The 24796-nt window shown below is 64.8% G+C and carries 24 protein-coding genes; 8 read left to right on the top strand and 16 right to left on the bottom strand.

Annotation, left to right across the window (positions count from 1 at the left end):
• Positions 1-7: 7 nt before the first annotated feature.
• The 7 genes from VEC01_RS20485 to VEC01_RS20515 all read left to right on the top strand — a co-directional run bounded on the left by VEC01_RS20485 (position 8) and on the right by VEC01_RS20515 (position 8531).
• A complete protein-coding gene (locus VEC01_RS20485) occupies positions 8-985 on the top strand; it encodes a bifunctional riboflavin kinase/FAD synthetase (protein WP_324902772.1) in 978 nt (325 codons plus the stop codon).
• Positions 986-1043: 58 nt separating this feature from the next.
• Positions 1044-3893: an isoleucine--tRNA ligase gene (ileS, locus tag VEC01_RS20490; RefSeq protein WP_324902773.1), complete on the top strand. Its 2850-nt coding sequence runs from the start codon at positions 1044-1046 to the stop codon at positions 3891-3893.
• Between the two features lie 48 nt (positions 3894-3941).
• A complete protein-coding gene (lspA, locus tag VEC01_RS20495) occupies positions 3942-4451 on the top strand; it encodes a signal peptidase II (protein WP_324902774.1) in 510 nt (169 codons plus the stop codon).
• Positions 4452-4483: 32 nt separating this feature from the next.
• The gene (coaBC, locus tag VEC01_RS20500) at positions 4484-5674 is read left to right on the top strand and encodes a bifunctional phosphopantothenoylcysteine decarboxylase/phosphopantothenate--cysteine ligase CoaBC (RefSeq protein ID WP_324902775.1); all 1191 of its coding nucleotides are present in this window, start codon (positions 4484-4486) and stop codon (positions 5672-5674) included.
• A gap of 305 nt (positions 5675-5979) precedes the next feature.
• The gene (locus tag VEC01_RS20505) at positions 5980-6675 is read left to right on the top strand and encodes a type 1 glutamine amidotransferase domain-containing protein (protein ID WP_324902776.1); all 696 of its coding nucleotides are present in this window, start codon (positions 5980-5982) and stop codon (positions 6673-6675) included.
• 270 nt (positions 6676-6945) lie between these two features.
• Positions 6946-7407 carry a dUTP diphosphatase gene (gene dut / locus VEC01_RS20510; protein ID WP_324902778.1) on the top strand — a complete coding sequence of 154 codons (462 nt, stop codon included), beginning with the start codon at positions 6946-6948 and terminating at the stop codon, positions 7405-7407.
• A 17-nt stretch (positions 7408-7424) separates the two neighbouring features.
• Positions 7425-8531, top strand: coding sequence for a M48 family metallopeptidase (locus tag VEC01_RS20515; protein WP_324902779.1), 1107 nt, complete (start codon positions 7425-7427; stop codon positions 8529-8531).
• Between the two features lie 20 nt (positions 8532-8551).
• On the opposite strand, the gene VEC01_RS20520 is transcribed toward VEC01_RS20515, so the two are convergent.
• The 14 genes from VEC01_RS20520 to VEC01_RS20585 form a co-directional block, all read right to left on the bottom strand.
• Entirely contained in the window at positions 8552-9478 is a 927-nt protein-coding gene (locus tag VEC01_RS20520) for a CysB family HTH-type transcriptional regulator (RefSeq protein WP_324902780.1), read from the bottom strand.
• A gap of 12 nt (positions 9479-9490) precedes the next feature.
• Positions 9491-10558 carry a sulfate ABC transporter ATP-binding protein gene (locus tag VEC01_RS20525; RefSeq protein WP_324902782.1) on the bottom strand — a complete coding sequence of 356 codons (1068 nt, stop codon included), beginning with the start codon at positions 10556-10558 and terminating at the stop codon, positions 9491-9493.
• Between the two features lie 2 nt (positions 10559-10560).
• Positions 10561-11466 carry a sulfate ABC transporter permease subunit CysW gene (gene cysW, locus VEC01_RS20530; RefSeq protein WP_324902783.1) on the bottom strand — a complete coding sequence of 302 codons (906 nt, stop codon included), beginning with the start codon at positions 11464-11466 and terminating at the stop codon, positions 10561-10563.
• A 1-nt stretch (position 11467) separates the two neighbouring features.
• Complete coding sequence (gene cysT / locus VEC01_RS20535; RefSeq protein ID WP_324902784.1) at positions 11468-12337, bottom strand: sulfate ABC transporter permease subunit CysT; 870 nt, start codon at positions 12335-12337, stop codon at positions 11468-11470.
• 215 nt (positions 12338-12552) lie between these two features.
• On the bottom strand, positions 12553-13134 hold the full coding sequence (locus VEC01_RS20540; protein ID WP_324902785.1) for an RBBP9/YdeN family alpha/beta hydrolase: 582 nt from the start codon (positions 13132-13134) through the stop codon (positions 12553-12555).
• A gap of 2 nt (positions 13135-13136) precedes the next feature.
• A complete protein-coding gene (locus tag VEC01_RS20545) occupies positions 13137-14009 on the bottom strand; it encodes an EAL domain-containing protein (RefSeq protein WP_324902786.1) in 873 nt (290 codons plus the stop codon).
• Between the two features lie 20 nt (positions 14010-14029).
• Positions 14030-14290, bottom strand: coding sequence for a hypothetical protein (locus VEC01_RS20550; RefSeq protein WP_324902787.1), 261 nt, complete (start codon positions 14288-14290; stop codon positions 14030-14032).
• A gap of 115 nt (positions 14291-14405) precedes the next feature.
• Positions 14406-14693, bottom strand: a complete 288-nt coding sequence (locus VEC01_RS20555) for a hypothetical protein (protein ID WP_324902788.1) — start codon at positions 14691-14693, stop codon at positions 14406-14408.
• A gap of 22 nt (positions 14694-14715) precedes the next feature.
• On the bottom strand, positions 14716-15720 hold the full coding sequence (locus VEC01_RS20560) for a sulfate ABC transporter substrate-binding protein (protein WP_414691482.1): 1005 nt from the start codon (positions 15718-15720) through the stop codon (positions 14716-14718).
• A 127-nt stretch (positions 15721-15847) separates the two neighbouring features.
• Positions 15848-16345 (bottom strand): GNAT family N-acetyltransferase, encoded by a 498-nt coding sequence (locus VEC01_RS20565; protein WP_324902790.1) that lies wholly within the window; start codon positions 16343-16345, stop codon positions 15848-15850.
• 98 nt (positions 16346-16443) lie between these two features.
• The gene (locus VEC01_RS20570; RefSeq protein ID WP_324902791.1) at positions 16444-16866 is read right to left on the bottom strand and encodes a DoxX family protein; all 423 of its coding nucleotides are present in this window, start codon (positions 16864-16866) and stop codon (positions 16444-16446) included.
• A 161-nt stretch (positions 16867-17027) separates the two neighbouring features.
• Entirely contained in the window at positions 17028-17426 is a 399-nt protein-coding gene (locus tag VEC01_RS20575) for a diacylglycerol kinase (RefSeq protein WP_324902792.1), read from the bottom strand.
• Positions 17423-18829: a LutB/LldF family L-lactate oxidation iron-sulfur protein gene (locus tag VEC01_RS20580; protein WP_324902797.1), complete on the bottom strand. Its 1407-nt coding sequence runs from the start codon at positions 18827-18829 to the stop codon at positions 17423-17425. The genes VEC01_RS20575 and VEC01_RS20580 overlap by 4 nt, the downstream gene beginning before the upstream one ends.
• Positions 18829-19563: a (Fe-S)-binding protein gene (locus tag VEC01_RS20585; protein WP_324902793.1), complete on the bottom strand. Its 735-nt coding sequence runs from the start codon at positions 19561-19563 to the stop codon at positions 18829-18831. The genes VEC01_RS20580 and VEC01_RS20585 overlap by 1 nt, the downstream gene beginning before the upstream one ends.
• A gap of 172 nt (positions 19564-19735) precedes the next feature.
• Here VEC01_RS20585 and VEC01_RS20590 point away from each other — a divergent pair, with 172 nt between their 5' ends.
• Entirely contained in the window at positions 19736-20527 is a 792-nt protein-coding gene (locus tag VEC01_RS20590; protein WP_324902794.1) for an IclR family transcriptional regulator, read from the top strand.
• Positions 20528-20588: 61 nt separating this feature from the next.
• Here the strand turns inward: VEC01_RS20590 and VEC01_RS20595 are convergent, their stop codons facing one another.
• The gene (locus tag VEC01_RS20595) at positions 20589-21437 is read right to left on the bottom strand and encodes a CheR family methyltransferase (RefSeq protein WP_324902795.1); all 849 of its coding nucleotides are present in this window, start codon (positions 21435-21437) and stop codon (positions 20589-20591) included.
• The coding region (locus tag VEC01_RS20600; protein WP_324902796.1) for a response regulator at positions 21422-24796 on the bottom strand (3375 nt) is incomplete at its 5' end. The genes VEC01_RS20600 and VEC01_RS20595, both read right to left, overlap by 16 nt.

Raw genomic sequence — 24796 nt, forward strand, 5'->3', positions numbered from 1 at the left:
GGTCTGAATGAAGGTATTTCGCGGACTCCCCAATGCCGCGTCGCGCGCACCCTGCGCCCTGACGATCGGCAACTTCGACGGCGTGCATCGCGGCCACCAGGCGCTGCTGGGGCGCGTGCGCGAAGCCGCGACCAGGCTCGGCGTTGAGGCGGCGGTGATGACCTTCGAGCCGCATCCGCGCGAATTCTTCGCGCGCCTGGCCGGCGACCTGTCGCGCGCGCCCACCCGTATCGCCAACCTGCGCGACAAGCTGGAATCGCTGGACAAGGCCGGCGTGGACCGGGTCATCGTCGAGCATTTCAACAGCCACTTCGCATCGATGTCGCCCGACGAGTTCGTCGAAAAGGTGCTGGTGCAGGGACTGCACGTGAAATGGCTGATGGTGGGGGAAGACTTCCACTACGGCGCCAAGCGTGCCGGCAATCTCGGCACGCTGATCGAGGCCGGCAGGAAATTCGGCTTCGAAGTGCAGGCGCTGCCGACCGTGATGAACGGCGGCATCCGCATTTCCTCGTCCGCGGTGCGAGCGGCGCTGGCCGCCGGCGACTTCCCGCTCGCCGCGCAGCTGCTCGGCCACCCGTACGCGATCTCCGGCCATGTCACCCATGGCAAGAAGCTCGGCCGCACGATCGGCTTCCCGACGCTGAACCTGCGCATCGCGCACAAGCGCCCCGCGCTGTCCGGCGTGTTCGTGGTGCAGGTGCATGGCCTGGCGGAACGGCCGCTGCCCGGCGTGGCCAGCATGGGCGTGCGCCCGACGGTCGAGGACAGCGGGCGCGTGCTGCTCGAAACCTATCTGTTCGACTACAGCGCGCAGTGCTACGGCAAGGTCGTGCGGGTGGAGTTCCTGAAGAAGCTGCGCGACGAGGAAAAATACATCGACCTGCCGACGCTGACGGCCGCCATCGAGAACGACGCGCAGCAGGCGCGCGACTTCTTCAAGGCGCGCGAAGGCCAGGCGATTTCCGCAACCGACCGAATTTGACGATCAGGCATGCGAAAAGCGTTGTCCGATCCACCGAATTATTAAGACTGAAACCAACATGTCCGAGCAAAAAAACAAGTACCCGGTCAACCTGACCGAAACGCCCTTCCCGATGCGCGGCGACCTCGCCAAGCGCGAGCCGAAGTGGGTCAAGGAATGGCAGGAAAAGAAGATCTACCAGCGCATCCGCAAGGCGTCCAAGGGCCGCCCGAAGTGGATCCTGCACGACGGCCCGCCGTATGCGAACGGCGACATCCACATCGGCCATGCGGTGAACAAGATCCTGAAGGACATGATCGTCAAGGCGCGCAACATGGCGGGCTACGACGCGCAATACGTGCCGGGCTGGGACTGCCACGGCATGCCGATCGAGATCCAGATCGAAAAGCAGTTCGGCAAGCACCTGCCGACGGCCGAAGTGCAGGCCAAGTCGCGCGCCTACGCGAGCGAGCAGATCGAGCGCCAGAAGAAGGACTTCATCCGCCTCGGCGTGCTCGGCGAATGGGACCGCCCGTACAAGACCATGGATTTCGGAAACGAAGCCGATGAAATCCGCGTGCTCGGCAAGATCCTCGAGAAGGGTTACGTCTACCGCGGCCTGAAGCCGGTCAACTGGTGCTTCGACTGCGGCTCGGCGCTGGCCGAAGCGGAAGTCGAATACCAGGACAAGCGCGACCCGGCGATCGACGTCGGCTTCCCGTTCGCGGAACACGACAAGCTCGCGCATGCATTCGGCCTGGAGAAGCTGCCGACCGACAAGGGTTATGTGGTGATCTGGACCACCACGCCGTGGACCATCCCGGCCAACCAGGCGCTCAACGTGCATCCCGAGCACCGCTACGCGCTGGTGCAGACCGAGCGCAACGGCGAAACCATCCTGCTGCTGCTGGCGGCGGAACTGGTGGGCGCCTGCCTGCAGCGCTATGGCCTGGAAGGCAAGATCATCGCGACCTGCGGCGGCGAAGCGCTGTCGATGATCCGGTTCAAGCATCCGTTCGCATCCGCCGACCAGGGTTACGACCGCTACTCGCCGATCTATGTCGGCAACTACGTGACGCTCGACACCGGCACCGGCATCGTGCACTCCGCTCCTGCCTACGGCCTCGACGACTTCGTGTCCTGCAAGTCGCACGGCATGACCGACGACGAGATCCTGAAGCCGGTGATGGGCGACGGCAAGTACGCGTCCTGGCTGCCCTTCTTCGGCGGCATGACGATCTGGGAAGCGTCCAAGCCGATCTGCCAGAAGCTGGAGGAAGTCGGCGCGCTGTTCAAGCTGGTGATGTTCGACCACAGCTACATGCACTGCTGGCGCCACAAGACGCCGGTCATCTACCGCGCCACCTCGCAATGGTTTGCCGGCATGGATGTCACGCCGAAGGACGGCGGCAAGAGCCTGCGCGAGACCGCGCTGGCCGGCGTCGAGGCGACCGCCTTCTACCCCGGCTGGGGCAAGGCCCGCCTGCACGGCATGATCGCCAACCGTCCGGACTGGACGCTGTCGCGCCAGCGCCAGTGGGGCGTGCCGATGGCCTTCTTCGTGCACAAGGAAACCGGCGAACTGCATCCGCGCACGCCGGAATTGCTGGAAGCAGTCGCGAAGCTGGTCGAGCAAGGCGGCATCGAGGCCTGGCAGGCGCTCGATCCGAAGGACCTGCTCGGCGCCGATGCCGACCTGTACGTGAAGAACAAGGACACGCTGGACGTGTGGTTCGATTCCGGCTCGACGCACCACACCGTGCTGCGCGGCTCGCACCGGGAGCAGTCGCAATTCCCCGCCGACCTTTACCTGGAAGGCTCGGACCAGCATCGCGGCTGGTTCCACTCGTCGCTGCTGACGTCCTCGATGACCGACGGCCGCCCGCCATACAAGGCGCTGCTCACCCACGGCTTCGTGGTCGACGGCGAGGGCAAGAAGATGTCCAAGTCCAAGGGCAACGTGGTCGCGCCGCAGAAGGTATCCGACACGCTGGGCGCGGAAATCCTGCGCCTGTGGGTCGCCTCCACCGACTACTCGGGCGAGCTGTCGATCTCCGATGAAATCCTCAAGCGCGTGGTCGAAGCCTACCGCCGCATCCGCAACACGCTGCGCTTCCTGCTGGCCAACACTTCCGACTTCGATCCGAAGAAGGACGCGCTGCCGGTTGCAGAACTGCTCGAGATCGACCGCTATGCGATCGCGCGCATGGCGCAGCTGCAGGGCGAGATCCTGCAGCACTTCGAGGTGTTCGAATTCCACCCGGTGGTCGCCAAGCTGCAGATGTACTGCTCGGAAGACCTTGGCGGCTTCTACCTCGACATCCTGAAGGACCGGCTCTACACCTGCGGCACGACCTCGAAGGCGCGCCGCTCCGCGCAGACCGCGATCTGGCACATCACCCACGCGCTGTTGCGCGTGATGGCGCCGATGCTGTCCTTCACCGCGGAAGAGGCCTGGGCGGTATTCGCCGGCGCGGAGGGTTATGCGGAAAGCGACGAGACCATCTTCACGCAGGTGTACTACACCCTGCCGGAAGTGGCCGGCGCCGGCGCGCTGCTCGACAAGTTCGCCGCGCTGCGCGAGCTGCGCGCGAGCGTCACCAAGCAGCTGGAAGAAGTGCGGGTGGCCGGCGGCATCGGTTCGTCGCTGCAGGCGGAAGTCGAGATCAAGGCTTCCGGCGCGCGCCATGCGATGCTGGCCAGCCTCGGCGATGACCTGAAGTTCGTGTTCATCACCTCGCAGGTGAAGCTCACCGAGGTCGCCGGCGAAGCGGAAGAAGGCGTGCTGGTCACGCCGTCGGCTCACCAGAAGTGCGAGCGCTGCTGGCACTACCGCGCGGACGTCGGCGCGCACGCGGATCATCCCGGCATTTGCGGCCGCTGCGTGAGCAACCTGTTCGGCGACGGCGAAAAGCGTACGTTTGCATAAACCCGCGTCCTTTCCGCCGCGCCGGGAAGGACGCCCACACAGAGACCCATGGCAAAACAAAAAAGCTTCAAGAACCTCTCTGCAAGCCCGAGCACGAGCATGGCGCCCTGGCTCGGCATCGCCACCATCATCGTCCTGCTCGACCAGATCACCAAGATCACGGTCGCGCGGCTGTTCACCTATGGCGAGTCGATGCCGGTGACCTCCTTCTTCAACCTGGTGCTGGTGCATAACAAGGGAGCGGCGTTCAGCTTCCTCGCCACCGAATCCGGCTGGCAGCGCTATTTCTTCAGCGCCATCGCGATCGGCGCGGTGCTGTTCATCCTCTACCTGCTCAAGCGCCATGCGGGGCAGCGATTGTTCTGCTGGGCGCTCGCGCTCATTCTCGGCGGCGCGGTCGGCAACCTGATCGACCGCGTGCTGTACGGCTACGTCATCGACTTCCTCGATTTCTACGTTGGCAAATGGCACTGGCCGGCCTTCAACATCGCCGACTCGGCCATTGTCGGCGGCGCCGCCCTGTTTATCCTCGATGAATTGCGGCGCGTAGGAAAATAACCCGACAACAGCCACCTTTGCAGGAGTCCCCCATGGATCTCGCCGGAAAAAAGATTGTTCTCGGTATGACGGGCGGTATCGCCTGCTACAAGGTGGCGGAGCTCACGCGCAGCCTGACCAGGGCGGGTGCCACCGTGCATGTGGTGATGACCCGTTCCGCGACGCAGTTCATCACGCCGGTCACGATGCAGGCGCTGTCCGGCCATCCGGTCTTTTCCGACCAATGGGATGCGCGCATCGACAACAACATGGCGCACATCGACCTGACCAGGGGCGCGGATGCGATCGTGATTGCCCCCTGCTCCGCGGATTTCATGTCCAAGCTCGCACATGGCGGCTGCGACGACCTGCTTTCCACGCTGTGCGTGGCGCGGCCGATGACGGTGCCGCTGCTGGTCGCGCCGGCGATGAACGTGGAAATGTGGCAGAACCCGGCGACGCAGCGCAATGTTGCGCAACTGCGCGAGGACGGCATTGCGATCCTCGGCCCGGACGCCGGCGAGCAGGCCTGCGGCGAGACCGGCATGGGTCGCATGCTGGAGCCGGAACAGCTGCTGGAGGAAGTGATCGCGTCCTTCCAGCGCAAGCTCCTGGCCGGCAAGCGCGTGCTGGTCACCGCCGGCCCGACCTTCGAGCCGATCGATCCGGTGCGCGGCATCACCAACCTTTCCTCCGGCAAGATGGGCTATGCGATCGCGCGTGCCGCCCGCGAGGCGGGCGCCGACGTCTGCCTGGTGTCCGGCCCGACCGCCTTGCAGACGCCCTATGGTGTGCACCGCATCAGCGTGCAGACCGCGCAGCAGATGCACGATGTGGTCATGTCGCAAGCGGCCGGTCAGGACGTGTTCATCGCGGTGGCGGCGGTTGCCGACTGGCGCGTGGCCAATGCGAGCGAGCAGAAGCTGAAGAAAAACGGCGCCGGCGATGTGCCGCGCCTGGAATTCGAGCAGAACCCGGACATCCTGGCGGCGGTGGCGCAGCTTCCGGCGCGCCCGTACTGCGTCGGCTTTGCCGCGGAATCGGAAAACCTGCTGCAGTACGGCGAAGAAAAGCGCCAGAAGAAAGGCATTCCGCTGCTGGTCGGGAACATCGGCCACCAGACCTTCGGCAAGGACGAGAATGAACTGGTGCTGTTCGACGACAGGGGCCATCAGCGCCTGCCGCGCGCCGGCAAGCAGGTCCTCGCGCGGCGGCTGGTGGCGGAGATCGCAGGCCGGATCTAGCAGGCCGTCCAGATGAATCTGTAGGGTGGGTGGGGCTCCACCCACCCTACCATTCTTTAAGTTTATCTGGACGGCCCTAGTTCCCCCGGTAAGGGGGCATGTCTGGCAGGCGCTCCCCTTTCACCAGTGCCGGACAGGGCGCCGATATTCCTGCACCTGGACGGCAACATTTGTCTTCGGCATCAGGCAGAAACGATGCCGGATGACAAAACCGGCAATGCGCTCCCCCTTCTCCTGTCCCTGCACGAACTTTCCCTTGCGTCGCGACTCCACGATAACGGATTGCCAATAATCGGGAGACGAGGATGAACGTATTGATGGTATTGACTTCGCATGACCAGCTGGGTAACACCGGAAAGAAAACCGGTTTCTGGCTGGAAGAATTCGCGGCGCCCTACTACGTGCTCAAGGATGCCGGCGCCCGGATCACGCTGGCCTCGCCCAAGGGCGGCCAGCCGCCGCTGGACCCGAAGAGCAGCGAGCCGGACGCGCAGACGGAGGCTACCCGGCGCTTCAACCAGGACCCCGAGGCGCAGCAGGCGCTGGCCGACACGGTGCTGCTGTCGAGCCTGTCGCACGAGGAATTCGAAGGCGTTTTCTACCCGGGCGGCCACGGGCCGCTGTGGGACCTCTCCGAAGACGCCGACTCGCTGACGCTGCTGCAAAGCATGGACGCGGCTGGCAAACCGATCGCCGCGGTCTGCCATGCGCCTGGGGTGTTCCGTCACGCGAAGACGCACGACGGACGATCCTTCGTCGAGGGCAAGCGGGTCACCGGATTCTCGAACTCGGAGGAAGAAGCGGTGCAGCTGACCAATGTGGTGCCCTTCCTCGTGGAAGACTCGCTCAAGCGCGGCGGCGGCATCTATTCGAAGGGCCCCGACTGGCAGTCGCATGTGCAGGTCGACGGCAACCTGATCACCGGGCAAAACCCGGCCTCGTCCGTCGACGCCGCACGGCAGCTGGTGGCAATGCTGAAGAAGGAACCTGTCGGACACTGAAATTCCCGCGCGCCGTGCCCGCCACGGCCGTGCGGCCGGTCGTCCACGGGACCGGCCGCGCCGTGGGGCGCACCCGGATTCTTCCACTCCCGGCCTGACTGGGGCCGCCCCAACCCGCGTCGCCGGCACCCCTGCCCCTTCGCAGCATACCGCCCGCCTTCCATTACAAAAAGTTACCGCTTCCTTTCAGAAGTCTGATTTGCCGTATCATTGCGGCACGCAATTACGTGCCAACCGTCCCCGGCGACCGGGGAATTTTGAAGGACCCCCATGCATCGACGTATTGAAGCCCGCATTGTCAACCCTTTGCTCGGTTCCGAGATCCCGGCCCCGGACTACGCCACCGACGGCTCCGCTGCGATGGACCTGCGCGCCTGTATCAGCGCGCCGCTCGCGATTCCGCCCGGCGGACGCGAACTGGTCAAGACCGGCCTCGCGATTAACATGATGGACCCCTGCCTGGTCGCCATCGTCGCATCCCGCTCCGGACTGTCGCTGAAGCACGGCGTGCGCGTCGCACAGGGCATCGGTGTGATTGATGCCGACTATCACGGCGAGATCGGCGTCATCCTCGCCAACGACGGCACCGAGGAGTATGTCGTGCGTCCCGGCGACCGCATCGCCCAGCTGATGTTCCAGCCGGTAGTCCAGGTCGCATTGCATTTCGTCGACAGGTTCTCGACACAAACGGAACGCGGCGAAGGCGGTTTCGGCAGCACCGGCAAGCAGTGAAACAGGAGAAGAGAACGATGCCAGGCATCCACGACCGGGCCATGCTTCGCTTGCGGCAGACGCGGCGTTTGCTGATGCTGCACGCCGCGCTGCTGCTTGCGGCCTGCGCCACGCCCGACTCTCCGCCACAGGAAGGGACCAAGGCCCCTCCCGAGCCGGCACGACCGGCGATCTTCAGCAAACCGGCGGTCAATCCCGCGGAACAGCAGGCGCTGCAGGCGATGGTGGACATGCAGGACCGCCTGTACCGCGTCGCCGCCCCGCTGCTGGTTGCCAATGCCGAGCTGTGCAAGGGCAATGCGCGCAACCTGCTCGGCTTCACCGCGAAGAACAGGTATTCCTATGCGAAGGAACTCGCCGGCGTCTCCCAGAAGTCGCTCGGGCTGGACGAACGCCTGCAGATCATGGGCGTGCTGGCGGGCGGCGGCGCTGCGCGCGCCGGCGTGCGGCGCGGCGACATCGTGCTGGCGGTCGACGGCAAGCGCCTGCCCGAGGGTGAAAACGCGGAACAGGAAGCCGCCGGCATCCTGGCGCCAATGATGTCCGACCGTACCAGCATCGGTCTGACTCTGCTGCGCGACGGCGCCAGCGTGGCGGTCAATGTGCCCCTTACCTATGCCTGCGCATTCGGTGTCGAGCTCGGCAATACCGACAATGTGGTCGCGTATTCCGACGGCCACCGGGTCCTGGTCTCGCGCGGAATGATGGGCGCGGTGCGCTCCGACGACGAACTCGCCTATGTGCTCGCCAAGGAAATGGCGCATAACGCGCTGGCGCATGCGAACAGGCTGCGCGTGAGCGCCACCGTCGGCGGCATCATCGACAAGCTCACCCGGCTGCGTCCGGACATGAGCAGCATGCCGGGCATGGCGGGCCTGCGGCCCGTGCCGCAGGATCTGGACGCGATGGCGGACAAGCTGTCGCTCTACATGCTGGCGCGCGCCGGCTACGGCATCGACCAGGTGGTACCGTTCTGGCAAAGGATGGCGTCACAGTACCCGGCGTCGGCCCTCAACAACTACACGGCGCTGCATCCGTCGATCAACTACCGCGTCGCGGCGATGGAAAAGACGATCAAGGACATCCGCGCCAAGCAGGCGCGCAAGCGGCCGCTGCTGCCATAAGCCGGGACACGCGCTGAGTCCTACCCACCGGCACTCAGCGCCGTCTCGATATCCGAACGTCTCAGCCCGGGCGCAAACTGCAGGATGAATTCATAGGTGTAGGCGCGCAGGTAGGCGCCGCGCCGCACTGCGAGCCGGGTCACGTTCGGCGCGAACAGATGCGATGCATCGAGCGCGCGCAAGCCCGGCGCAAGATTGTTCTCGACCGCCATCGAGGCGACGATCCCGATGCCCAGCCCGAGCGATACATATTGCTGGATCACGTCCGAGTCCATCGCGGTGAGCACGATGTCGGTGGCGATTCCGGCTTCGTTGAACGCGTCGTCGATGTGGCCGCGGCCGGTGAAGCCGACATCATAGGTAATCAGCGGATGCGCGGCGAGATCCTGCAAGGACACGCGCCCCAGCGCCGCCAGCGGATGCGCCTGCGGCACCACGATCATGTGGCTCCAGCGGTAGCACGGGAACGACACCAGCTCCTCGAACTGGCTCAGGCCCTCGGTCGCGATGCCGATATCGGCCTTGCCCGAGATGACCCATTCCGCGATATGCTCCGGCGAACTCTGCTGCAAGGCGATGCGCACGTCGGGAAAGGCGCTGCGGAAGGATTGCACCACGCGCGGCAGCACATAGCGCGCCTGGGTATGCGTGGTGGCGACGGCCAGCGTGCCGCTGCGTTCGCCCGCGTATTCGCGGCTCGCCTGGCGCAGGTTCTCCGCCTCCAGCAGCAGGCGGTCGATGATCTGCAGAATGCCCCTGCCCGGGTCGGTCAGGCCGGTCAGCCGTTTGCCGTTGCGCTCGAAGATTTCCACGCCCAGCTCCTCCTCGAGTTCCCGTATCTGCCGGCTCACCCCGGGCTGCGAGGTAAACAGGACGTTGGCGACCTCGGTCAGGTTATAACCGCGGCGTGCCGCTTCGCGCACAGAGCGCAGTTGCTGGAAATTCATCGGGCTCTCCGCTCAGGCCGCCTGGTTGACAAAGACACGCAGGCGTTTCGGGCGTACCACCAGCGCCTCTCCCTCCTGCAATCCGAGCTGCGCGTAACGCTCGCTTGAAATCACCGCTTCGATCAGCTGCGCATTGTCGGCACGCTCGAGCTCCAGCTGCGCCAGTGGACCGATCGCGTGGGCGCGACGCAGGCGGGCAAGAATGCCTTCCGCATCGGCGCTGTAGCGCTCGACTTCGATGTCGTGCGGGCGCACGAAGCCGGTGCCCTGCTCATCGCGCGCGTCGGCATGATCCGGCGCGTCGAGCGCGAGGCCGCCCGCTTCCAGCACGCCTTCGTGCACCCGGCCATGGAACAGGTTGACGTTGCCGAGGAAGCCGTACACGAAAGGCGATGCCGGATGGTTGTACACCTGATCCGGCGACCCGATCTGCTCGACCTTGCCCTTGTTCATCAGCACCACCTGGTCGGCCACCTCCAGCGCCTCCTCCTGGTCGTGCGTCACGAAGATGCTGGTCACATGCAGTTCGTCGTGCAGGCGGCGCAGCCAGCGGCGCAATTCCTTGCGCACCTTGGCGTCGAGCGCGCCGAAAGGTTCGTCCAGCAGCAGCACGCGCGGCTCCACCGCCAGCGCGCGGGCCAGCGCGATGCGCTGGCGCTGCCCGCCGGAGAGCTGCGGCGGAAAACGGTCCGCCAGCCAGTCAAGCTGCACCAGTTCCAGCAGCGACATCACTTTCTTGCGGATTTCCGATTCCGAAGGGCGCTGTCCGCGCGGCTTCACGCGAAGGCCGAATGCGATGTTCTCGAACACGCTCATGTGCTTGAACAGCGCATAGTGCTGGAACACGAAGCCTACCTGGCGCTCGCGCACGTGATGGCCTGACGCGTCTTCGCCGTCGAGGAAGACATGGCCGCTGTCGGGCTGCTCGAGGCCGGCGATGATGCGCAGGAGCGTGGTCTTGCCGCAGCCGGAGGGCCCGAGCAGCGCGGTGAGTTCGCCCGGCGGGAAGTTGAGCGACACGTCGTCGAGCGCGACGAAGCTGCCGAAGCGCTTGCTGATGTTCCTGACTTCGATGCTCATAATTAATTTCCTTCATGTAGCGGTTGCAGATCGGTGTCCTGCGCGCGCCATTCGACGAACGTCTTGAGCGCCAGCGTCACCAGTGCGAGCAGGGCGAGCAGCGATGCCACCGCGAACGCCGCCGCGAAGTTGTATTCGTTGTAGAGGATTTCCACCTGCAGCGGCATGGTGTTGGTCTCGCCGCGGATATGGCCCGACACCACCGACACCGCGCCGAACTCGCCCATCGCGCGCGCATTGCACAGGATGACGCCGTACAGCAGGCCCCACTTGATGTTCGGCAGCGTCACATGCCAGAAGGTGCGCCAGCCGGAGGCGCCCAGCACCAGCGCCGCCTCCTCCTCTTCCGTGCCTTGCGACTGCATCAGCGGAATCAGTTCGCGCGCCACGAACGGGAACGTCACGAAGACGGTCGCCAGCACGATGCCGGGCACCGCGAACAGGATCTTGATGTCGTGCTCGCGCAGCCAGGGGCCGAACCAGCCCTGTGCGCCGAACAGCAGCACATAGATCAGGCCGGAGATCACCGGCGACACTGAGAACGGCAGGTCGATCAGCGTGAGCAGCACATTCTTGCCGCGGAAATCGAATTTCGCGATCGTCCATGCGGCGGCCACGCCGAACACTAGGTTCAGCGGCACCGCGATGGCAGCCGTGAGCAGCGTCAGCTTGATGGCGGCCACCGCGTCCGGCTCGACGATGGCGGCCGCGTAGGCGTCCCAGCCCTTGCGGAGCGCCTCGGAAAATACCGCGGCCAGGGGCACGAACAGGAACAGCGTGAGGAAACTCAGCGCAATGCCGATCAGGAGCGCGCGCACCCAGAACGGCTCGACGGTTGCCGCGGGCGCGTACAGCGGCTGGCTGCGCGATGGAATCGGAATGGGCAAGGTAGCAGCAGCGCCGGCCATGTCAGGCTTTCTCCGCCCGGCCGCGCTTGCGGGTCCAGGCTTGCAACAGGTTGATCGTCAGGAGCAGCACGAAGGACACCAGCAGCATCACCACCGCGATCGCGGTGGCGCCGGCATAGTCGTACTGTTCCAGCTTGGTGATGATGAACAGCGGCGTGATCTCCGACACCATCGGCATGTTGCCGGCAATAAAGATCACCGAGCCGTACTCGCCGGTCGCCCGCGCGAACGCAAGCGCAAAACCGGTCAGGAGCGCCGGCAGGATGGTCGGGAAGACGACCCTGGTAAAGGTTTGCAGCCGGTTTGCGCCGAGGCTGGCGGCCGCCTCTTCCAGTTCGCGCTCGGCTTCCTCCAGCACCGGCTGCACGGTGCGCACCACGAACGGCAGGCCGATGAAGGTCAGCGCGACCACGACGCCCAGCGGGGTGAATGCGACCTTGATGCCGAACGCTTCCAGGTGGCGGCCGATCCAGCCATTGCCTGAGTACAGCGCGGTCAGCGCGATGCCGGCCACCGCGGTCGGCAGCGCGAAAGGCAGGTCCACCAGCGCGTCGACGATCTTCTTGCCGGGGAAGCGGTAGCGCACCAGCACCCAGGCGACGATCGCGCCGAACACGACATTCACCGACGCGCCGATCAGCGATGCGCCGAAAGTCAGCCGGTAGGATGCGACCACCCGCTCGTTGCTGACCGCAGCCCAGAAGCCTTCCCAGGTGAGGGTGAGCGTCTTCAGGAACACTGCCGACAGCGGGATCAGGACGATCAGCGCGAGGTAGAAAATGGTGAAACCGAGCGTCAGCCGGAAACCCGGGATGACCCGCGAAGCGGGGTTGCGCCCTGTAACAGGTGACACTGCGATTGCGGCCGGCATGCTCCCCCTCTTATTACGAAATCAGCTATGAAGGCGCAATAATTGCATTGCTCGGTTATAAAAAGAACGATTTTTTTCGCATGTCCATAGAATGATTTCAAATAATGCCCGCCGCCCGATCGTGCAGCCGGCATCTGCCGCGCAGGCATTTTCTTTTCCATTCAATGACTTGGACCGAGCGCGCAGAGAATTTTCCGGATGTACTTACATTGTTCCTACCGTTCATACGTTGTTATTACATTGTATTGCCGGTGGCGCGTGCGCGGCCTTGCCACCAGCGCCAGCCTGCGCAGCAATGCAAGTCCGCCCGGCCAGTCGCCAAGAGTGGAATCCGCGTTGATATGTCCCAGCTTGCCGGCATTTACGAATTCACTGCCCCATTGCGCGGCCCATCCGGCCGCGCGCGCAGCTGCCATCCAAGGGTCGTCGAGGCTGCCGACGAGGATGGACGGGCATGCGAGTGAGGCACCGGACAGGTTGGCATCGATGCCGAACTTCACCGGGTCGGCCGGCGCGACGAGCAAGGCGCCGGCTAGGCTGGAGGCGCCACGCGCCGCGCAATGCACGCTTGCCAGGCATCCGAAGCTGTGCGCAACGATCAATGTCGGGTGCGCCGACTCGCGCAACACTTCCCCCACACGCGCCGACCATGTCGCCAGGTCGGACGTGTCCCAGTCATGCTGCACCACCCGTTCGAACCAGGGGAACAGCCGCTCCCAGCGCGTCTGCCAGTGCGCCGGCCCGCTGCCATGCAGCCCCGGAACGACGAGCACGCGGAAACCGGCAAGCGCGGACATGGTTAAGCCGCTCCGATTTCCAGCGCTTGCGGCGCCGGCCGGAAGGCTGGCTGTTCTGCGCGCGGGCGGAACGCGAGCGATGCCTGCGGCAAATCCCACAGGAAGCCCTGCGCATGCAGGATCACGCCGCTTGCAGCGGCGACCTGCCGCAATGTGTGCAGCGTCGCAGCGTTTTCCAGACGCTTGAAAATCACGCGCACGTTTTTCGCCGCGCATATTTCGAGCAGCCTCTGCGCCTGTCCTTCATGCAGCATGCGCCGGGTATCGACCTTCACGACGTCCGGGCGGACACGCTCGACCAGCGCAAGCGCATCGCTGGGATCCGCCGCGTTTGCCGCGATGCGGAAACCGTTGCGCCGGTAGTTGTCGGCGACATAGTTCAGCACCCAGCCCTGGTGCTCGACCACTGCCGGCAGCTGCAGCACCACCTGCTGCTGCGGCAGGCCGAGCAGCCGGAGGATGCGGCTGAATGCGGTCCCGTGATTCCCGTCGACCGCTGCAAGCAGGCGCGCATGCACGCTCAGGTAGAGGTCGCTGCCAGCCGCTTCCGGCTGCCGGAAGAAATTGATCGCATGCAGCATGCGGCACAAACGGTCGAGTTCGACCGACTCGTCGTCATTGGCCGCATGGTCGAGCAGCTTCCACAGGCTCAAGCCCTGGTCGCTGTCCGAGTAACTACGGGCAAAACCTTCGACGCCGACCACCCTGCCGGACCCGAGCTCCCGGATCGGCTGGAAGGCGCTGGTCAAGGTGGAATTGAAGTAGCGTCCCTGCGCCCGCCCCTCGGCATCCACCCATACCCGGGTGCCGGCCTGGGCGGTGCCGTAAAGACGGGCGAGGTACTGTTCCAGGCCGGGATAAGGAATGGCTGTCATCGCGCTGTCTCCTCGAACACTCAGGTTTTCGCGCCCGGCGCGCCGCTCGCGTCCGCCGGCGCCAGGCGATCGATCCCGTGCTTGAACCCGAGGCCGCGCCCGGGACGGATGGCGATGGCCGGGGTCGCGATGCCGGCCGCTGCCCCGTCAGCGTACCCGGAAGGCGCCGGGCCGCCGGTTACGGCCCCGGCAGATAGGGAAGCGAGGGCGCCGGCGGAGGCGGCGGACAGCAGGCCCAGGGTGCGGTGCCGGCTCTTGCGCTGGTGGTTTGTGATCGTCATATATTGTCCTTGTCGATGAAAATGCGTGCAAAAAAGCTGCCCCTCCGCCTGCATAGGTGGTTTCGGATACCGTGGCGCGGTGACGGGAGGGAATGTCGCTCGCAGGAAGCAGCGGTCAGACGCGACATCGCGCGTGCGTAAACGGCGCGGGAGCGAAATCTGGCGAATGTTGCGCACGCAGCGCGTGCAGGCTGGCAGGCAGAAGTCCGGCGTCACCGCTGAGGCGCCGCCGGATCACGGGGTCGATGGAAGGTTTCAGCATGCCGGCATACCCCCGCAGCCCGAGCACCTGCCGCCTGACACTGCGGCGGCCGGCCGGGGCCAGGCGCTCGCCGACGCGCTGCCGCAGGCATGTGGAACGAGAGGCGATCGGCGGACTGCCCGCGAGGCGCAGGATGCGCATGATTGCCCCCGTGCTCGCTCGCTTACTTCCTGCCCGGCTGGTAAATCTGGTCGAAGGAGCCGCCGTCGGCAAAATGGGCCTTCTGGGCCTTGGTCCATCCGCCGAAAACCTCATCGATGGTAAACAGCTTCACCTTCGGGAACTGCGCGGCGTATTTCTTCGCCACCTTCTCGGAGATCGGGCGATAGTAATTCTGCGCGGCGATCTCCTGGCCTTCATCGGTGTACAGGTATTGCAGGTAGGCTTCGGCCACCTTGCGCGTGCCCTTCTTGTCGACGGTCTTGTCGACCACGGCGACCGGCGGCTCGGCGAGGATGCTCAGGGTTGGCGCCACCACCTCGAATTTATCCGGCCCGAGTTCCTTGATCGCGAGGATCGCTTCGTTCTCCCACGCGATCAGCACATCGCCGATGCCGCGCTCGACGAAAGTGGTGGTCGCGCCGCGCGCGCCGGAGTCAAGCACTGGCACATTCTTGAACAGCCGGGTGATGAAATCCTTTGCGGATGCGTCGGAGCCGCCCTGCTGCTTCAAGGCGTAACCCCAGGCCGCGAGGTAGTTCCAGCGCGCGCCACCGGACGTCTTCGGGTTCGGGGTGATCACCGCAACGCCCGGCTTGACGAGGTCGTTCCAGTCCTTGATGCCCCTGGGATTACCCTTGCGCACGAGGAATACGATGGTGGACGTATAGGGCGAGCTGTTGTGCGGCAGGCGCTTCTGCCAGTCCTTCGCCAGCAGGCCGCGCTCGGCGATCTCGTCGATGTCGTAGGCCAGCGCCAGGGTCACGATGTCCGCGTCGAGGCCGTCGATGACGGAACGCGCCTGCTTGCCCGAGCCGCCATGCGACTGCCTGACCGTCACGTTGTCGCCGGCCTTTGCCTTCCACTGCGCGGCGAACGCCTTGTTGACATCCTGGTACAGCTCGCGCGTCGGATCGTAGGACACGTTGAGCAGCGCCGCGTCGGCGGCGTGGACGGCGGGCACGGCCAGCGCGAACAGCACGGCGGACTGGAATAGTTTCTTGATCAACACTTGTCTTCTCCCTGACATGGATCTGGACGATCCGGTTTCCGAAGTCGACAGGTTAATGAAGCGCCTTTGGAAAAAGAACGAAGACTTTCACGCTTCCTTATTCGGTTTGCATATATCCGCCTGGTCAGCGGCCGCAGCCGCAGGGAGAACCGCCGGGAAGCTGCTTGACCAGCGCCAGTGCTTCGGCGCCGTAGGCCGAGCGCGTCCGGCCGGTTTCGGTAAAGCCGTTGCGCAGATAAAAGGCGCTGGCGGTATACGTGCTGGCGACCTGCATCGAACGCAGCCCCCATTCCCGCCCCTGGGTTTCGAGCGCCTGCAGCAATGCCTTGCCGGTCCCGGTGTAGCGCAGCGCCGGCTCGATATAGAAAAGAAGGATTCGCCCCTGGCGCGACAGGATCGCCACGCCCGCGAGCGTGTCGCCGCACTGCGCGACGACCGAATAATGGGCGGTGCAGGCAAACCAGGAGGCGACATTCTCGGGCGTCTTGTTGCCGAGCCAGGCGTCGAGAATGGCGCGGTCGTTACGGTGATCTTCGGTGCAGCATTCCGAGATCGCGCGGCGCAGGATACGGCATGCGGCGGCGGCATCCGCCGCCTGGGCAACTCTGACAACTGCATTCATTCGGGGACCAGACAACACGCGCTGAAGAAAGAATACTTGCGGGAACGGAAGCAAAGTATAGCAGCGATCGGCGCAAGCCCTTGCCGCGCCGGTACGCCTCAGTTCAGCCTGCCATTGGCCCCGCCCACGCTGTACCGCCCTGCCCCCAGCAGCGCCACGGCGAGCGCTGCGGCCAGGTACATGCCCTGCAGTTCCAGCGCCCAGCCGCCGGTTTTTGTCATGGAGAACAGATCCCCCATGTGCACCAGCGCGACCGCCACCACCATGTTCATCGCCACCACGAGTGCAGCGACGCGCGTCCATGCGCCGAACAGGATCAGCAGCGGCGCAAGCACCTCGCCCACATATACCAGGTAACCCAGCACCGGCGGCAGGCCCGCTTTTGCCACCAGCCCGGTAATGAAACCGACGCCGCCGATGATTTTCGCCACGCCGTGGAACAGGATCAGGACGGCGAGCGCCACCCTCAGGATGAGTTTTCCAAGGTCGTCGGTCGCGCTGCCGGATGCGGCAATTCTCATGTTGGCTCCTTTCTGGTGAACGGACGAGCGAAGGCAGGCCTGACAGCGGCCAAGCCAGGTTCAGTGTGACGGCAGGAGAAAGACCGCATATTGCGCCCGCTTAACACTACTGCTGCATGTTGCGCGAACGAGACAGATGGCGGCGCGGCCGGGTAATGAGGTCAGCCGGTCAGCAGCGGCAACAGGATCACCGCCCAGGTCGCGCCGGCCAGGGTCAGGGCGAGGAAAACGGCGGCGCTGCCGAAGTCCTTCGCATTCTTCGACAGCGGATGCCGTTCGAAGGAGATGCGGTCGACCGCGGCCTCGATCGCGGAATTGACGAGTTCGACGATCAGCACCAGGACGAGAACCGCGATCAGCGCGAGCTTTTCCAGCGCCGGCAAGGGCAGCAGCAGCGCCAGGATGGTGCCGGGAACCGCGACCATCAGTTCCTGGCGGAACGCATGCTCGTTCTTCCAGGCGGTGCGAAAGCCCGCGATCGAATACAAAAAAGCGGCGTAAATCCGCTTTACGCCGCTCTTGCTCTTGAACTCGCTTACCTGTTGTTGCTGCTCGGTCATCGTCGTTGCTTGTATAACTCGCGGAAGGTCTTGCCGGCCGGTACGGCCACATCACGGTGATCGGTCCATGCGCCGGCGCCCGGCAGGCTGGAAATCGTCTTACTCTTGCCGCCCAGCAAGCGCAGGAAGCGTGCGCCAACGGCGGTAGCCAGCCGGTAGAGCGCCGGACGCTTGGCGACGAATGCCCAGATCCGCAAGCCCAGCCGCTCGGTTGCGGGACGCAGGTTCTGCTCGACCTGCTTTTCACGCAACTTGCGCAACAGGTCCGGAAGCGGGATTTTAACAGGACAGACCACGCCGCACTCCCCGCACAGCGTACAGGCATGGGGCAGGTCGACCGCCTTGTCGAGGCCGGCATAAGACGGCGTGAGCACGCTGCCCATCGGGCCCGGATAGACCCAGCCGTAGGTATGGCCGCCGATCTTCTGGTACACCGGGCAATGGTTCATGCAGGCGCCGCAGCGTATGCAACGCAGCATGTCCTGGAACTCGGTGCCGACCAGGCCGCTGCGGCCGCCGTCCACCAGCACGAAATACATGTGTTCCGGGCCGTCCACGTCGCCCTCGCGCTTCGGGCCGGTCAGCAGCGACACGTAGTTGGAGATCGACTGTCCGGTGGCCGAGCGCGGCAGCAGGCGCAGCACCGTGGCAAGGTCTTCCAGCGTCGGCAGCACCTTCTCGATGCCGGTGACCACCACATGCACCTTCGGCGGCAGGATGGTGCACATGCCTTCGTTGCCCTCGTTGGTCACGATCGCGACCGAACCGGTTTCGGCAATGACGAAATTGCCGCCGGTGACGCCCATGTCGGCCGCAAGGAATTGCGGGCGCAGCATCTCGCGCGCCTCGCGCGTCATCTGCGGAATGTCGGTCAGCCGCGGACGCTGGTGCACGCGCGCGAACAGGTCGGAAATCTCTTCCTTGTCCTTGTGCACGACCGGCGCGATGATGTGCGACGGCGCTTCATTGCCGTTGATCTGCAGGATGTATTCGCCCAGATCGGTCTCGACCGGTTCGACGCCGGCTGCTTCCAGCGCCTTGTTGAGCGCCATTTCCTCGGACACCATCGACTTCGACTTGGTGACCTTCTTCACGCCGTGCTTCTTCGCGATTTCCACCACCAGGCGCGATGCATCCTGCGCGCTTTGCGCGTAGAGCACGGTTGCGCCCCGGCTGGCCGCCTTCTTCTCGAAGGTGTCGAGCCAGACATCGAGGTTTTCGATCGCGCGCATGCGGCGTTCTTTCGCCGCGTCGCGCGTGCCTTCGAAATCGTCGAGCTCGGTGATCGCCGACGCACGGCCGCTGACGAACTTGGTGGACAGCTTCCTCAGGTTCTGCTGCAGGCGCTTGTCCGCCAGTTTCTCGCCGGCGCGGGCCTTGAAGTGCATGGAATGGATCTGCATCATGCGTCTCCCGCCAGTACCTGCGCCACGTGCAGCACGCGCGTCGTGCTGTCGCCGCTCCTGCGCAGCCGTCCTTCGATGTTGAGGATGCAGCCGAGATCGCCGAGGACCACGGTGTCGGCGCCGGTGTCATGGATGTTCTTGCACTTGTCGTCGACGATCGCCGCCGAGATGTTGCCGTACTTGAGCGAGAAGGTGCCGCCGAAGCCGCAGCACTGCCGGCTGTCCTTCATTTCGGTCACCTGCACGCCGACTTGCTCGAGCAGCGCGCGCGGCTGCTTCTGCACGCCCAGCTCGCGCAGGCCGCAGCAGGAATCGTGATAGGTCACCTTGCCGGCCGCACCGGCCTTGCCTGCGCCCGGCAGCGACTCGACCTTCACCACGTTGTACAGGAAATCGGTCAGCTCGAAGACGCGCGGCGCCAGGCGCTGCATGCGCGCGTGCCAGACAGGATCATCGGAAAACAGATCGGCGTAATGGGTCTTCACATGGCCGCCGCAGGAGCCTGACGGGATGACGACGTAATCGAAACCTTCGAATTCCTCGACGAACTTCTCCGCCAGCGCGCGCGCCGCCTTGCGGTCGCCCGAACTGTACGCGGGCTGCCCGCAGCAGGTCTGGTTTTCCGGCACCACGATCTCGCAGCCGGCGGCCTCCAGCAGCTTGACCACCGAAAAGCCGATTTCCGGCCGCATCATATCGATCAGGCAGGTATGAAAAAATCCGACGCGCATCGTGCAATCCTTCTCGTTCTCAAGGCCTCCATTATGCGTGCCCGCGCGCGGAAACAGCCGGGTGCCGAGTGATGAAATAATTTAGAGACTTTCTCCAAATATTTTCCGCACGACTTTTTCATTTTTTCACGATGTGATATAAAGAAGATTATTGCAACGCACCAACCACAATATGAAACCCGAACCGATTCCCGAAAACAGCCAGATTTCGATTCAAGTGATCGAGCGCATGATTTCGCTGCTGGACGCGCTCGCCCGTTATCCTGATCCGGTCAGCCTGAAGGAATTGTCCACGGTCACCGGCCTGCACCCGTCGACCGCTCACCGCATCCTTAACGACCTGGTGGTCAAGCGCTTCGTCGATCGCGGCGACGGCGGCTCCTACCGTCTCGGCATGCGCCTGCTCGAACTGGGCAACATCGTGAAAAGCCGCCTGAATGTGCGCGAGGCGGCGCTCGACTTCATGCGCGCTCTGCATCGCAAGACGCACCAGACGGTCAATCTGTCCGTGCGCCAGGGCGACGAGATCGTCTACATCGACCGCTCCTTCTCGGAGCGCTCCGGCATGCAGGTGGTGCGGGCGATCGGCGGCCGCGCGCCGCTGCACCTGACCTCGACCGGCAAGCTGTTCCTGTCGGCCGACGATCCGAAGCTGGTACGCGCTTACGCGACCCGCACCGGGCTCGCGGGCCACAACAAGAATTCGATCACCGACCTGACCAAGCTGGAACGGGAACTGAGCCTGGTCCGCGCGCGCGGCTATGCGCGCGACAACGAGGAACTGGAACTGGGCGTGCGCTGCATGGCTGCCGGCATCTACGACGACTCCGGCAAGCTGATCGCCGGCTTGTCGATCTCCGCGCCTGCCGACCGGCTGCAGGAAGAATGGGTAGACGACCTGGTATCGACCGCGAACCAGATCTCCGCCGTGCTCGGCCATGTGCCGCAAGGCGCGGCCGCCTGATTTTCCCGAATTCCTCCGACCTGTCGCAGGGCGGCTGCGCCCGCCCTGCCCCTCCCCGCGCTTACGCCACCCGCCGGTACAGCCCCTGCCCTTGCGCAATCGGCTTGTAGCGGGAAGCGACGGGGGCGGCACGCAAACCGTCCTCCGCATCCACGCTCAGGATACCGAACAGCGGCATGCTGTCGAAAAACAGCTGCAGCGCCCGCCGGTGCAGGCCCGTACCGAAGTCGCGCAGCGCCCGACGGCAGACGATCAATTGAAACTCGTTGAACGAGGCGTCGGTCGCCAGGTTGTACTGCGCCCAGGTCACGTCGCTGCGCAGCTCGTCCCTGAAGACGCCCCTGCCGTTCTCTTCCCTGCAGTAGTCGGCCAGGTCCGCCTTGCCGCCCGACTCGCGATAATTCGCGGCATATTCCGGCCATCGCTCCAGCGGGAATCCGCCGCTGCGCACTTCCTGCAGCAGCGCGTCGTCGGCGGCGGTCGCGAAGATCTGCGTCTTCCCCTGCAAGCCTTCCTCCGCCAGCAGGATCGACAACGCACCCACATCCTCCGCCGCCGTACACTCGGCGACCCAGATCTTCGGCGATGGCGAGGACCGCAGCAGCGGCACCACCTTTTCCCGCAACGCGAGGAAATAGCCCGGCTCATCGAACAGAGCCGCGGCACGCGCGCACAGCGCGCGCGGCAGCGCGCCGGCGGCCGCCTCGTCATGCATCACCCTGTCCTGCAATGCGGAGACCGTGGACACGCCGACGGCATCCATCAGCCCGTGCAGGCGGCGGCGGACCACGTCCCGACGGTAGCCGCGGAAATCCTGCCCGAAGCGGCGGTACATGCCCTCGAGCAGCAAGTCGATCTCCAGGTCTTCTATATGCGCCGGGGTCACGGTTTCCTCTACTGGCGCAGCCATACGCGCATCAGCGACAGCAGCTGCGCGACGTCCACCGGCTTCGTGATGTAGTCCGACGCGCCGGCAGCCAGGCACTTGTCGCGGTCGCCCTTCATCGCCTTCGCGGTCAGCGTGATGATCGGCAGCGACTTGAACTTCGGAATCGCGCGGATCGCGCGCATCGTGTCGTAACCATCCATCTCCGGCATCATGATGTCCATCAGCACGATCTCGATGCTCGGGTCCTTTTCCAGCACCTCGATCCCGTCCTTGCCGTTTTCCGCGAACAGCACCTTCATCTGCTGGCGCTCGAGCACCGAGGACAGCGCGAAAATGTTGCGCAGGTCATCGTCCACGATCAGCACCTTTCGTCCCGCCAGGCCGAAATCCGCCTCCTGGATATCCTCGAGCATGCGGCGCTGCAGTTCCGGCAGGCTGGTCGTCGCGCGATGCAGGAACAAGGCGGTTTCGTCGAGCAGCCGTTCGGGCGAACGCGCATCCTTGATCACGATCGTCTTGGCGATACGCTTGAGGCGTGTCACCTCCTTGCGGTTCAGCTCCTTCGCGGTATAGACCACTACCGGCAGGTCGCGCAGGGTGATGTCGTCGCCGATCCTGTCGAGCAGCGTGAAGCCGTCGATATCGGGCAGGCTGAGATCGAGAACCATGCAGTCGAAATGCGAGGACTGCAGCGCCTCCAGCGCCTCCCGGCCGGTGCCGACCGCAACGATATGCAGGTCGCCGGTCCCGACGAGGTTGACGATGGCTTCGCGCTGCATCGCATCGTCCTCCACCACCAGCAGGCTGCGCTTGCCGCGCACGAGGAAATGCTGGATCCGCAAAAACTCTTCCTGCAGCCGCTCGCGGGACACCGGCTTGTGCAGATAGGAGATCGCGCCCTGGCACAGCGCGCGTTCGCGCTCCTTCAGGCTGGTGATCACATGCACCGGAATATGGCGGGTGCCGGGATCGCGCTTGAGGCGGTCGAGCACGGTAAAACCGTCAATGTCGGGCAGGTCGATATCCAGCAGGATCGCCGCCGGCAGGTAATCCCGGGCGAGCGTCAGCGCGGCGTCGCCGCTGCGCGTGACGATGCCCTTGAAGTTCTTTTCGCGCGCCTGCTCCAGCAGGATGGCAGCGAAGCGTGCATCGTCCTCGACGATCAGCACGGACGGATCGCCGGGTGCGATCAGCGCGCGGTCGTCGGATGTCGCTTCATGGGTGGTTTCCAGCGTTTCCGTTTCCTGCTCCACCGCATGCAAGGCGTCGCTGCGCAAGACCGGGCGCGGCGCCTGGACCACGACCGGATGGAAACGGGGCTCCTGCCCGGCGGGCGGAAGCGATTCGTAGTTGACGAAGCCGGAACGGTTGTAGGGCAGGTAGAGCGTGAATGTACTGCCGGTCCCGAGTTCGCTCTCGACCCGGATTTCGCCGCCGAGCAGGCGCGCCAGTTCGCGGCTGATCGACAGGCCGAGCCCGGTGCCGCCGTACTTGCGCGCGGTGCTGCCGTCGGCCTGCTGGAACGCCTCGAAGATGAGCTGCAGCTTGTCGGCCGGAATGCCGACGCCGGTATCGGAGACCGAGAAGGCCAGCACCGCGTCGGCCTGGTTCAGGTTCGGATGCTCCGGCGTCCAGCCCGATGCCGCCCGCCCGATTGCCAGCGAAACCTTGCCGCGGCTGGTGAACTTGAATGCATTCGACAGCAGGTTCTTCAGGATCTGCTGCAGGCGCGTGGTGTCGGTCATCAGCGCGACCGGCAGGTCGGCAGCCAGCTCCACCGAGAAATTGAGCTGCTTGGCTTCGGCCATGTGGCGGAAGGTGCGCTCGACATAGCCCGACAGCGTGCGGAAGCGGTATTCGCTGACTTCCAGCGTCACGGTGCCGGACTCGATCTTCGACAGGTCGAGGATGTCGTTGATCAGCGTCAGCAGATCGCTGCCGGCGCCGTAGATGGTGCGCGCGTATTCCACCTGGCGCTCGCTCAGGTTGCCTTCCGGATTATCGGAGAGCTGCTGCGCCAGGATCAGCAGGCTGTTCAGGGGCGTGCGCAGCTCATGCGACATGTTGGCCAGGAATTCCGACTTGTACTTGGAGGACAGCGCCAGTTGCGTGGCCTTCTCTTCCAGCGCCAGCTTGGCCTGTTCCACCTCGCGGTTCTTGCGCTCCACCTCGATGTTCTGCTCCGACAGCAGGCGCGCCTTTTCCGCCAGTTCCAGGTTGGTCTGCTGCAGCTCCTGCGCCAGCGACTGGGATTGCGTCAGCAGGCTTTCGGTGCGGCTGTTCGCTTCGATCGTATTGAGCACCACGCCGATCGACTCCATCAGCTGGTCGAGGAAGGACAGGTGGGTTTCGGTGAAGCGCTCCAGCGACGCGATCTCGATCACCGCCTTCACCTGCTGCTCGAACAGGATGGGCAGCACCACGATATTGGTCGGCGGCGCCGCGCCCAGCCCGGAGGAAATCTGGATGTAGTCGCGCGGCACGTTGGTCAGCCACACGCGCTGCTTTTCGACCGCGCACTGCCCGACCAGGCCTTCGCCAGGCAGGAAGGAGGTCGGCAGCTTGCGGCTGGACCGGTAGCCGTAGCTGGCGATCATGCGCAGCCGCGCATCGCTTTCCTGCGAATCCATCATGTAGAACACGCCATGGTGCGCATGCACCAGCGGCGCCAGTTCCGACAGGATCAGCGTGGTCACTGCGGAGAGGTCGCGCTGGCCCTGCAGCAGGCGGGTGAAGCGCGCGAGGTTGGTCTTGAGCCAGTCCTGCTGCGCATTCTTCTGCGTGGTCTCCTTCAGGTTGCGGATCATCTCGTTGATGTTGTCCTTCAGGTCCGCCACCTCGCCGCGCGCCTCCACCTGGATCGAGCGCGACAGGTCGCCGCGCGTCACTGCTGTCGCCACTTCCGCAATCGCGCGCACCTGCGTGGTCAGGGTCGCCGCCATCCGGTTCAGGTTCTCGGTCAGGTCCTTCCAGGTGCCGGCCGCGCCCGGCACCGATGCCTGGCCGCCGAGCTTGCCTTCCACGCCCACCTCGCGCGCCACCGTGGTCGCCTGGTCGGCGAAGACCGCCAGCGTGTCGGTCATTTCGTTGATGGTATTAGCCAGCGCCGCGATCTCGCCGCGCGCGGCCACCGTCAGTTTCTTCTTCAGGTCGCCGTTCGCGACCGCGGTCACCACGCCGGCAATGCCGCGCACCTGCGCGGTCAGGTTCGCCGCCATGAAGTTCACGTTGTCGGTCAGGTCCTTCCAGGTGCCGGCCGCGCCCTCCACCTGCGCCTGGCCGCCGAGCTTGCCCTCGGTGCCCACTTCGCGTGCCACCCGGGTGACCTCCGACGCGAAGGAAGAAAGCTGGTCCACCATCACGTTGATGGTGTTCTTCAG

Source organism: Noviherbaspirillum sp. (assembly GCF_035627455.1).
GTDB lineage: Bacteria > Pseudomonadota > Gammaproteobacteria > Burkholderiales > Burkholderiaceae_D > Noviherbaspirillum.

What these genes read in the sequence shown, in the direction of transcription:
- VEC01_RS20485 (WP_324902772.1), top strand. Translation starts at nt 8, where the DNA reads ATGAAGGTATTTCGCGGACTCCCCAATGCCGCGTCGCGCGCACCCTGC.
- ileS (WP_324902773.1), top strand. Translation starts at nt 1,044, where the DNA reads ATGTCCGAGCAAAAAAACAAGTACCCGGTCAACCTGACCGAAACGCCC.
- lspA (WP_324902774.1), top strand. Translation starts at nt 3,942, where the DNA reads ATGGCAAAACAAAAAAGCTTCAAGAACCTCTCTGCAAGCCCGAGCACG.
- coaBC (WP_324902775.1), top strand. Translation starts at nt 4,484, where the DNA reads ATGGATCTCGCCGGAAAAAAGATTGTTCTCGGTATGACGGGCGGTATC.
- VEC01_RS20505 (WP_324902776.1), top strand. Translation starts at nt 5,980, where the DNA reads ATGAACGTATTGATGGTATTGACTTCGCATGACCAGCTGGGTAACACC.
- dut (WP_324902778.1), top strand. Translation starts at nt 6,946, where the DNA reads ATGCATCGACGTATTGAAGCCCGCATTGTCAACCCTTTGCTCGGTTCC.
- VEC01_RS20515 (WP_324902779.1), top strand. Translation starts at nt 7,425, where the DNA reads ATGCCAGGCATCCACGACCGGGCCATGCTTCGCTTGCGGCAGACGCGG.
- VEC01_RS20520 (WP_324902780.1), bottom strand. Translation starts at nt 9,478, where the DNA reads ATGAATTTCCAGCAACTGCGCTCTGTGCGCGAAGCGGCACGCCGCGGT.
- VEC01_RS20525 (WP_324902782.1), bottom strand. Translation starts at nt 10,558, where the DNA reads ATGAGCATCGAAGTCAGGAACATCAGCAAGCGCTTCGGCAGCTTCGTC.
- cysW (WP_324902783.1), bottom strand. Translation starts at nt 11,466, where the DNA reads ATGGCCGGCGCTGCTGCTACCTTGCCCATTCCGATTCCATCGCGCAGC.
- cysT (WP_324902784.1), bottom strand. Translation starts at nt 12,337, where the DNA reads ATGCCGGCCGCAATCGCAGTGTCACCTGTTACAGGGCGCAACCCCGCT.
- VEC01_RS20540 (WP_324902785.1), bottom strand. Translation starts at nt 13,134, where the DNA reads ATGTCCGCGCTTGCCGGTTTCCGCGTGCTCGTCGTTCCGGGGCTGCAT.
- VEC01_RS20545 (WP_324902786.1), bottom strand. Translation starts at nt 14,009, where the DNA reads ATGACAGCCATTCCTTATCCCGGCCTGGAACAGTACCTCGCCCGTCTT.
- VEC01_RS20550 (WP_324902787.1), bottom strand. Translation starts at nt 14,290, where the DNA reads ATGACGATCACAAACCACCAGCGCAAGAGCCGGCACCGCACCCTGGGC.
- VEC01_RS20555 (WP_324902788.1), bottom strand. Translation starts at nt 14,693, where the DNA reads ATGCGCATCCTGCGCCTCGCGGGCAGTCCGCCGATCGCCTCTCGTTCC.
- VEC01_RS20565 (WP_324902790.1), bottom strand. Translation starts at nt 16,345, where the DNA reads ATGAATGCAGTTGTCAGAGTTGCCCAGGCGGCGGATGCCGCCGCCGCA.
- VEC01_RS20570 (WP_324902791.1), bottom strand. Translation starts at nt 16,866, where the DNA reads ATGAGAATTGCCGCATCCGGCAGCGCGACCGACGACCTTGGAAAACTC.
- VEC01_RS20575 (WP_324902792.1), bottom strand. Translation starts at nt 17,426, where the DNA reads ATGACCGAGCAGCAACAACAGGTAAGCGAGTTCAAGAGCAAGAGCGGC.
- VEC01_RS20580 (WP_324902797.1), bottom strand. Translation starts at nt 18,829, where the DNA reads ATGCAGATCCATTCCATGCACTTCAAGGCCCGCGCCGGCGAGAAACTG.
- VEC01_RS20585 (WP_324902793.1), bottom strand. Translation starts at nt 19,563, where the DNA reads ATGCGCGTCGGATTTTTTCATACCTGCCTGATCGATATGATGCGGCCG.
- VEC01_RS20590 (WP_324902794.1), top strand. Translation starts at nt 19,736, where the DNA reads ATGAAACCCGAACCGATTCCCGAAAACAGCCAGATTTCGATTCAAGTG.
- VEC01_RS20595 (WP_324902795.1), bottom strand. Translation starts at nt 21,437, where the DNA reads ATGGCTGCGCCAGTAGAGGAAACCGTGACCCCGGCGCATATAGAAGAC.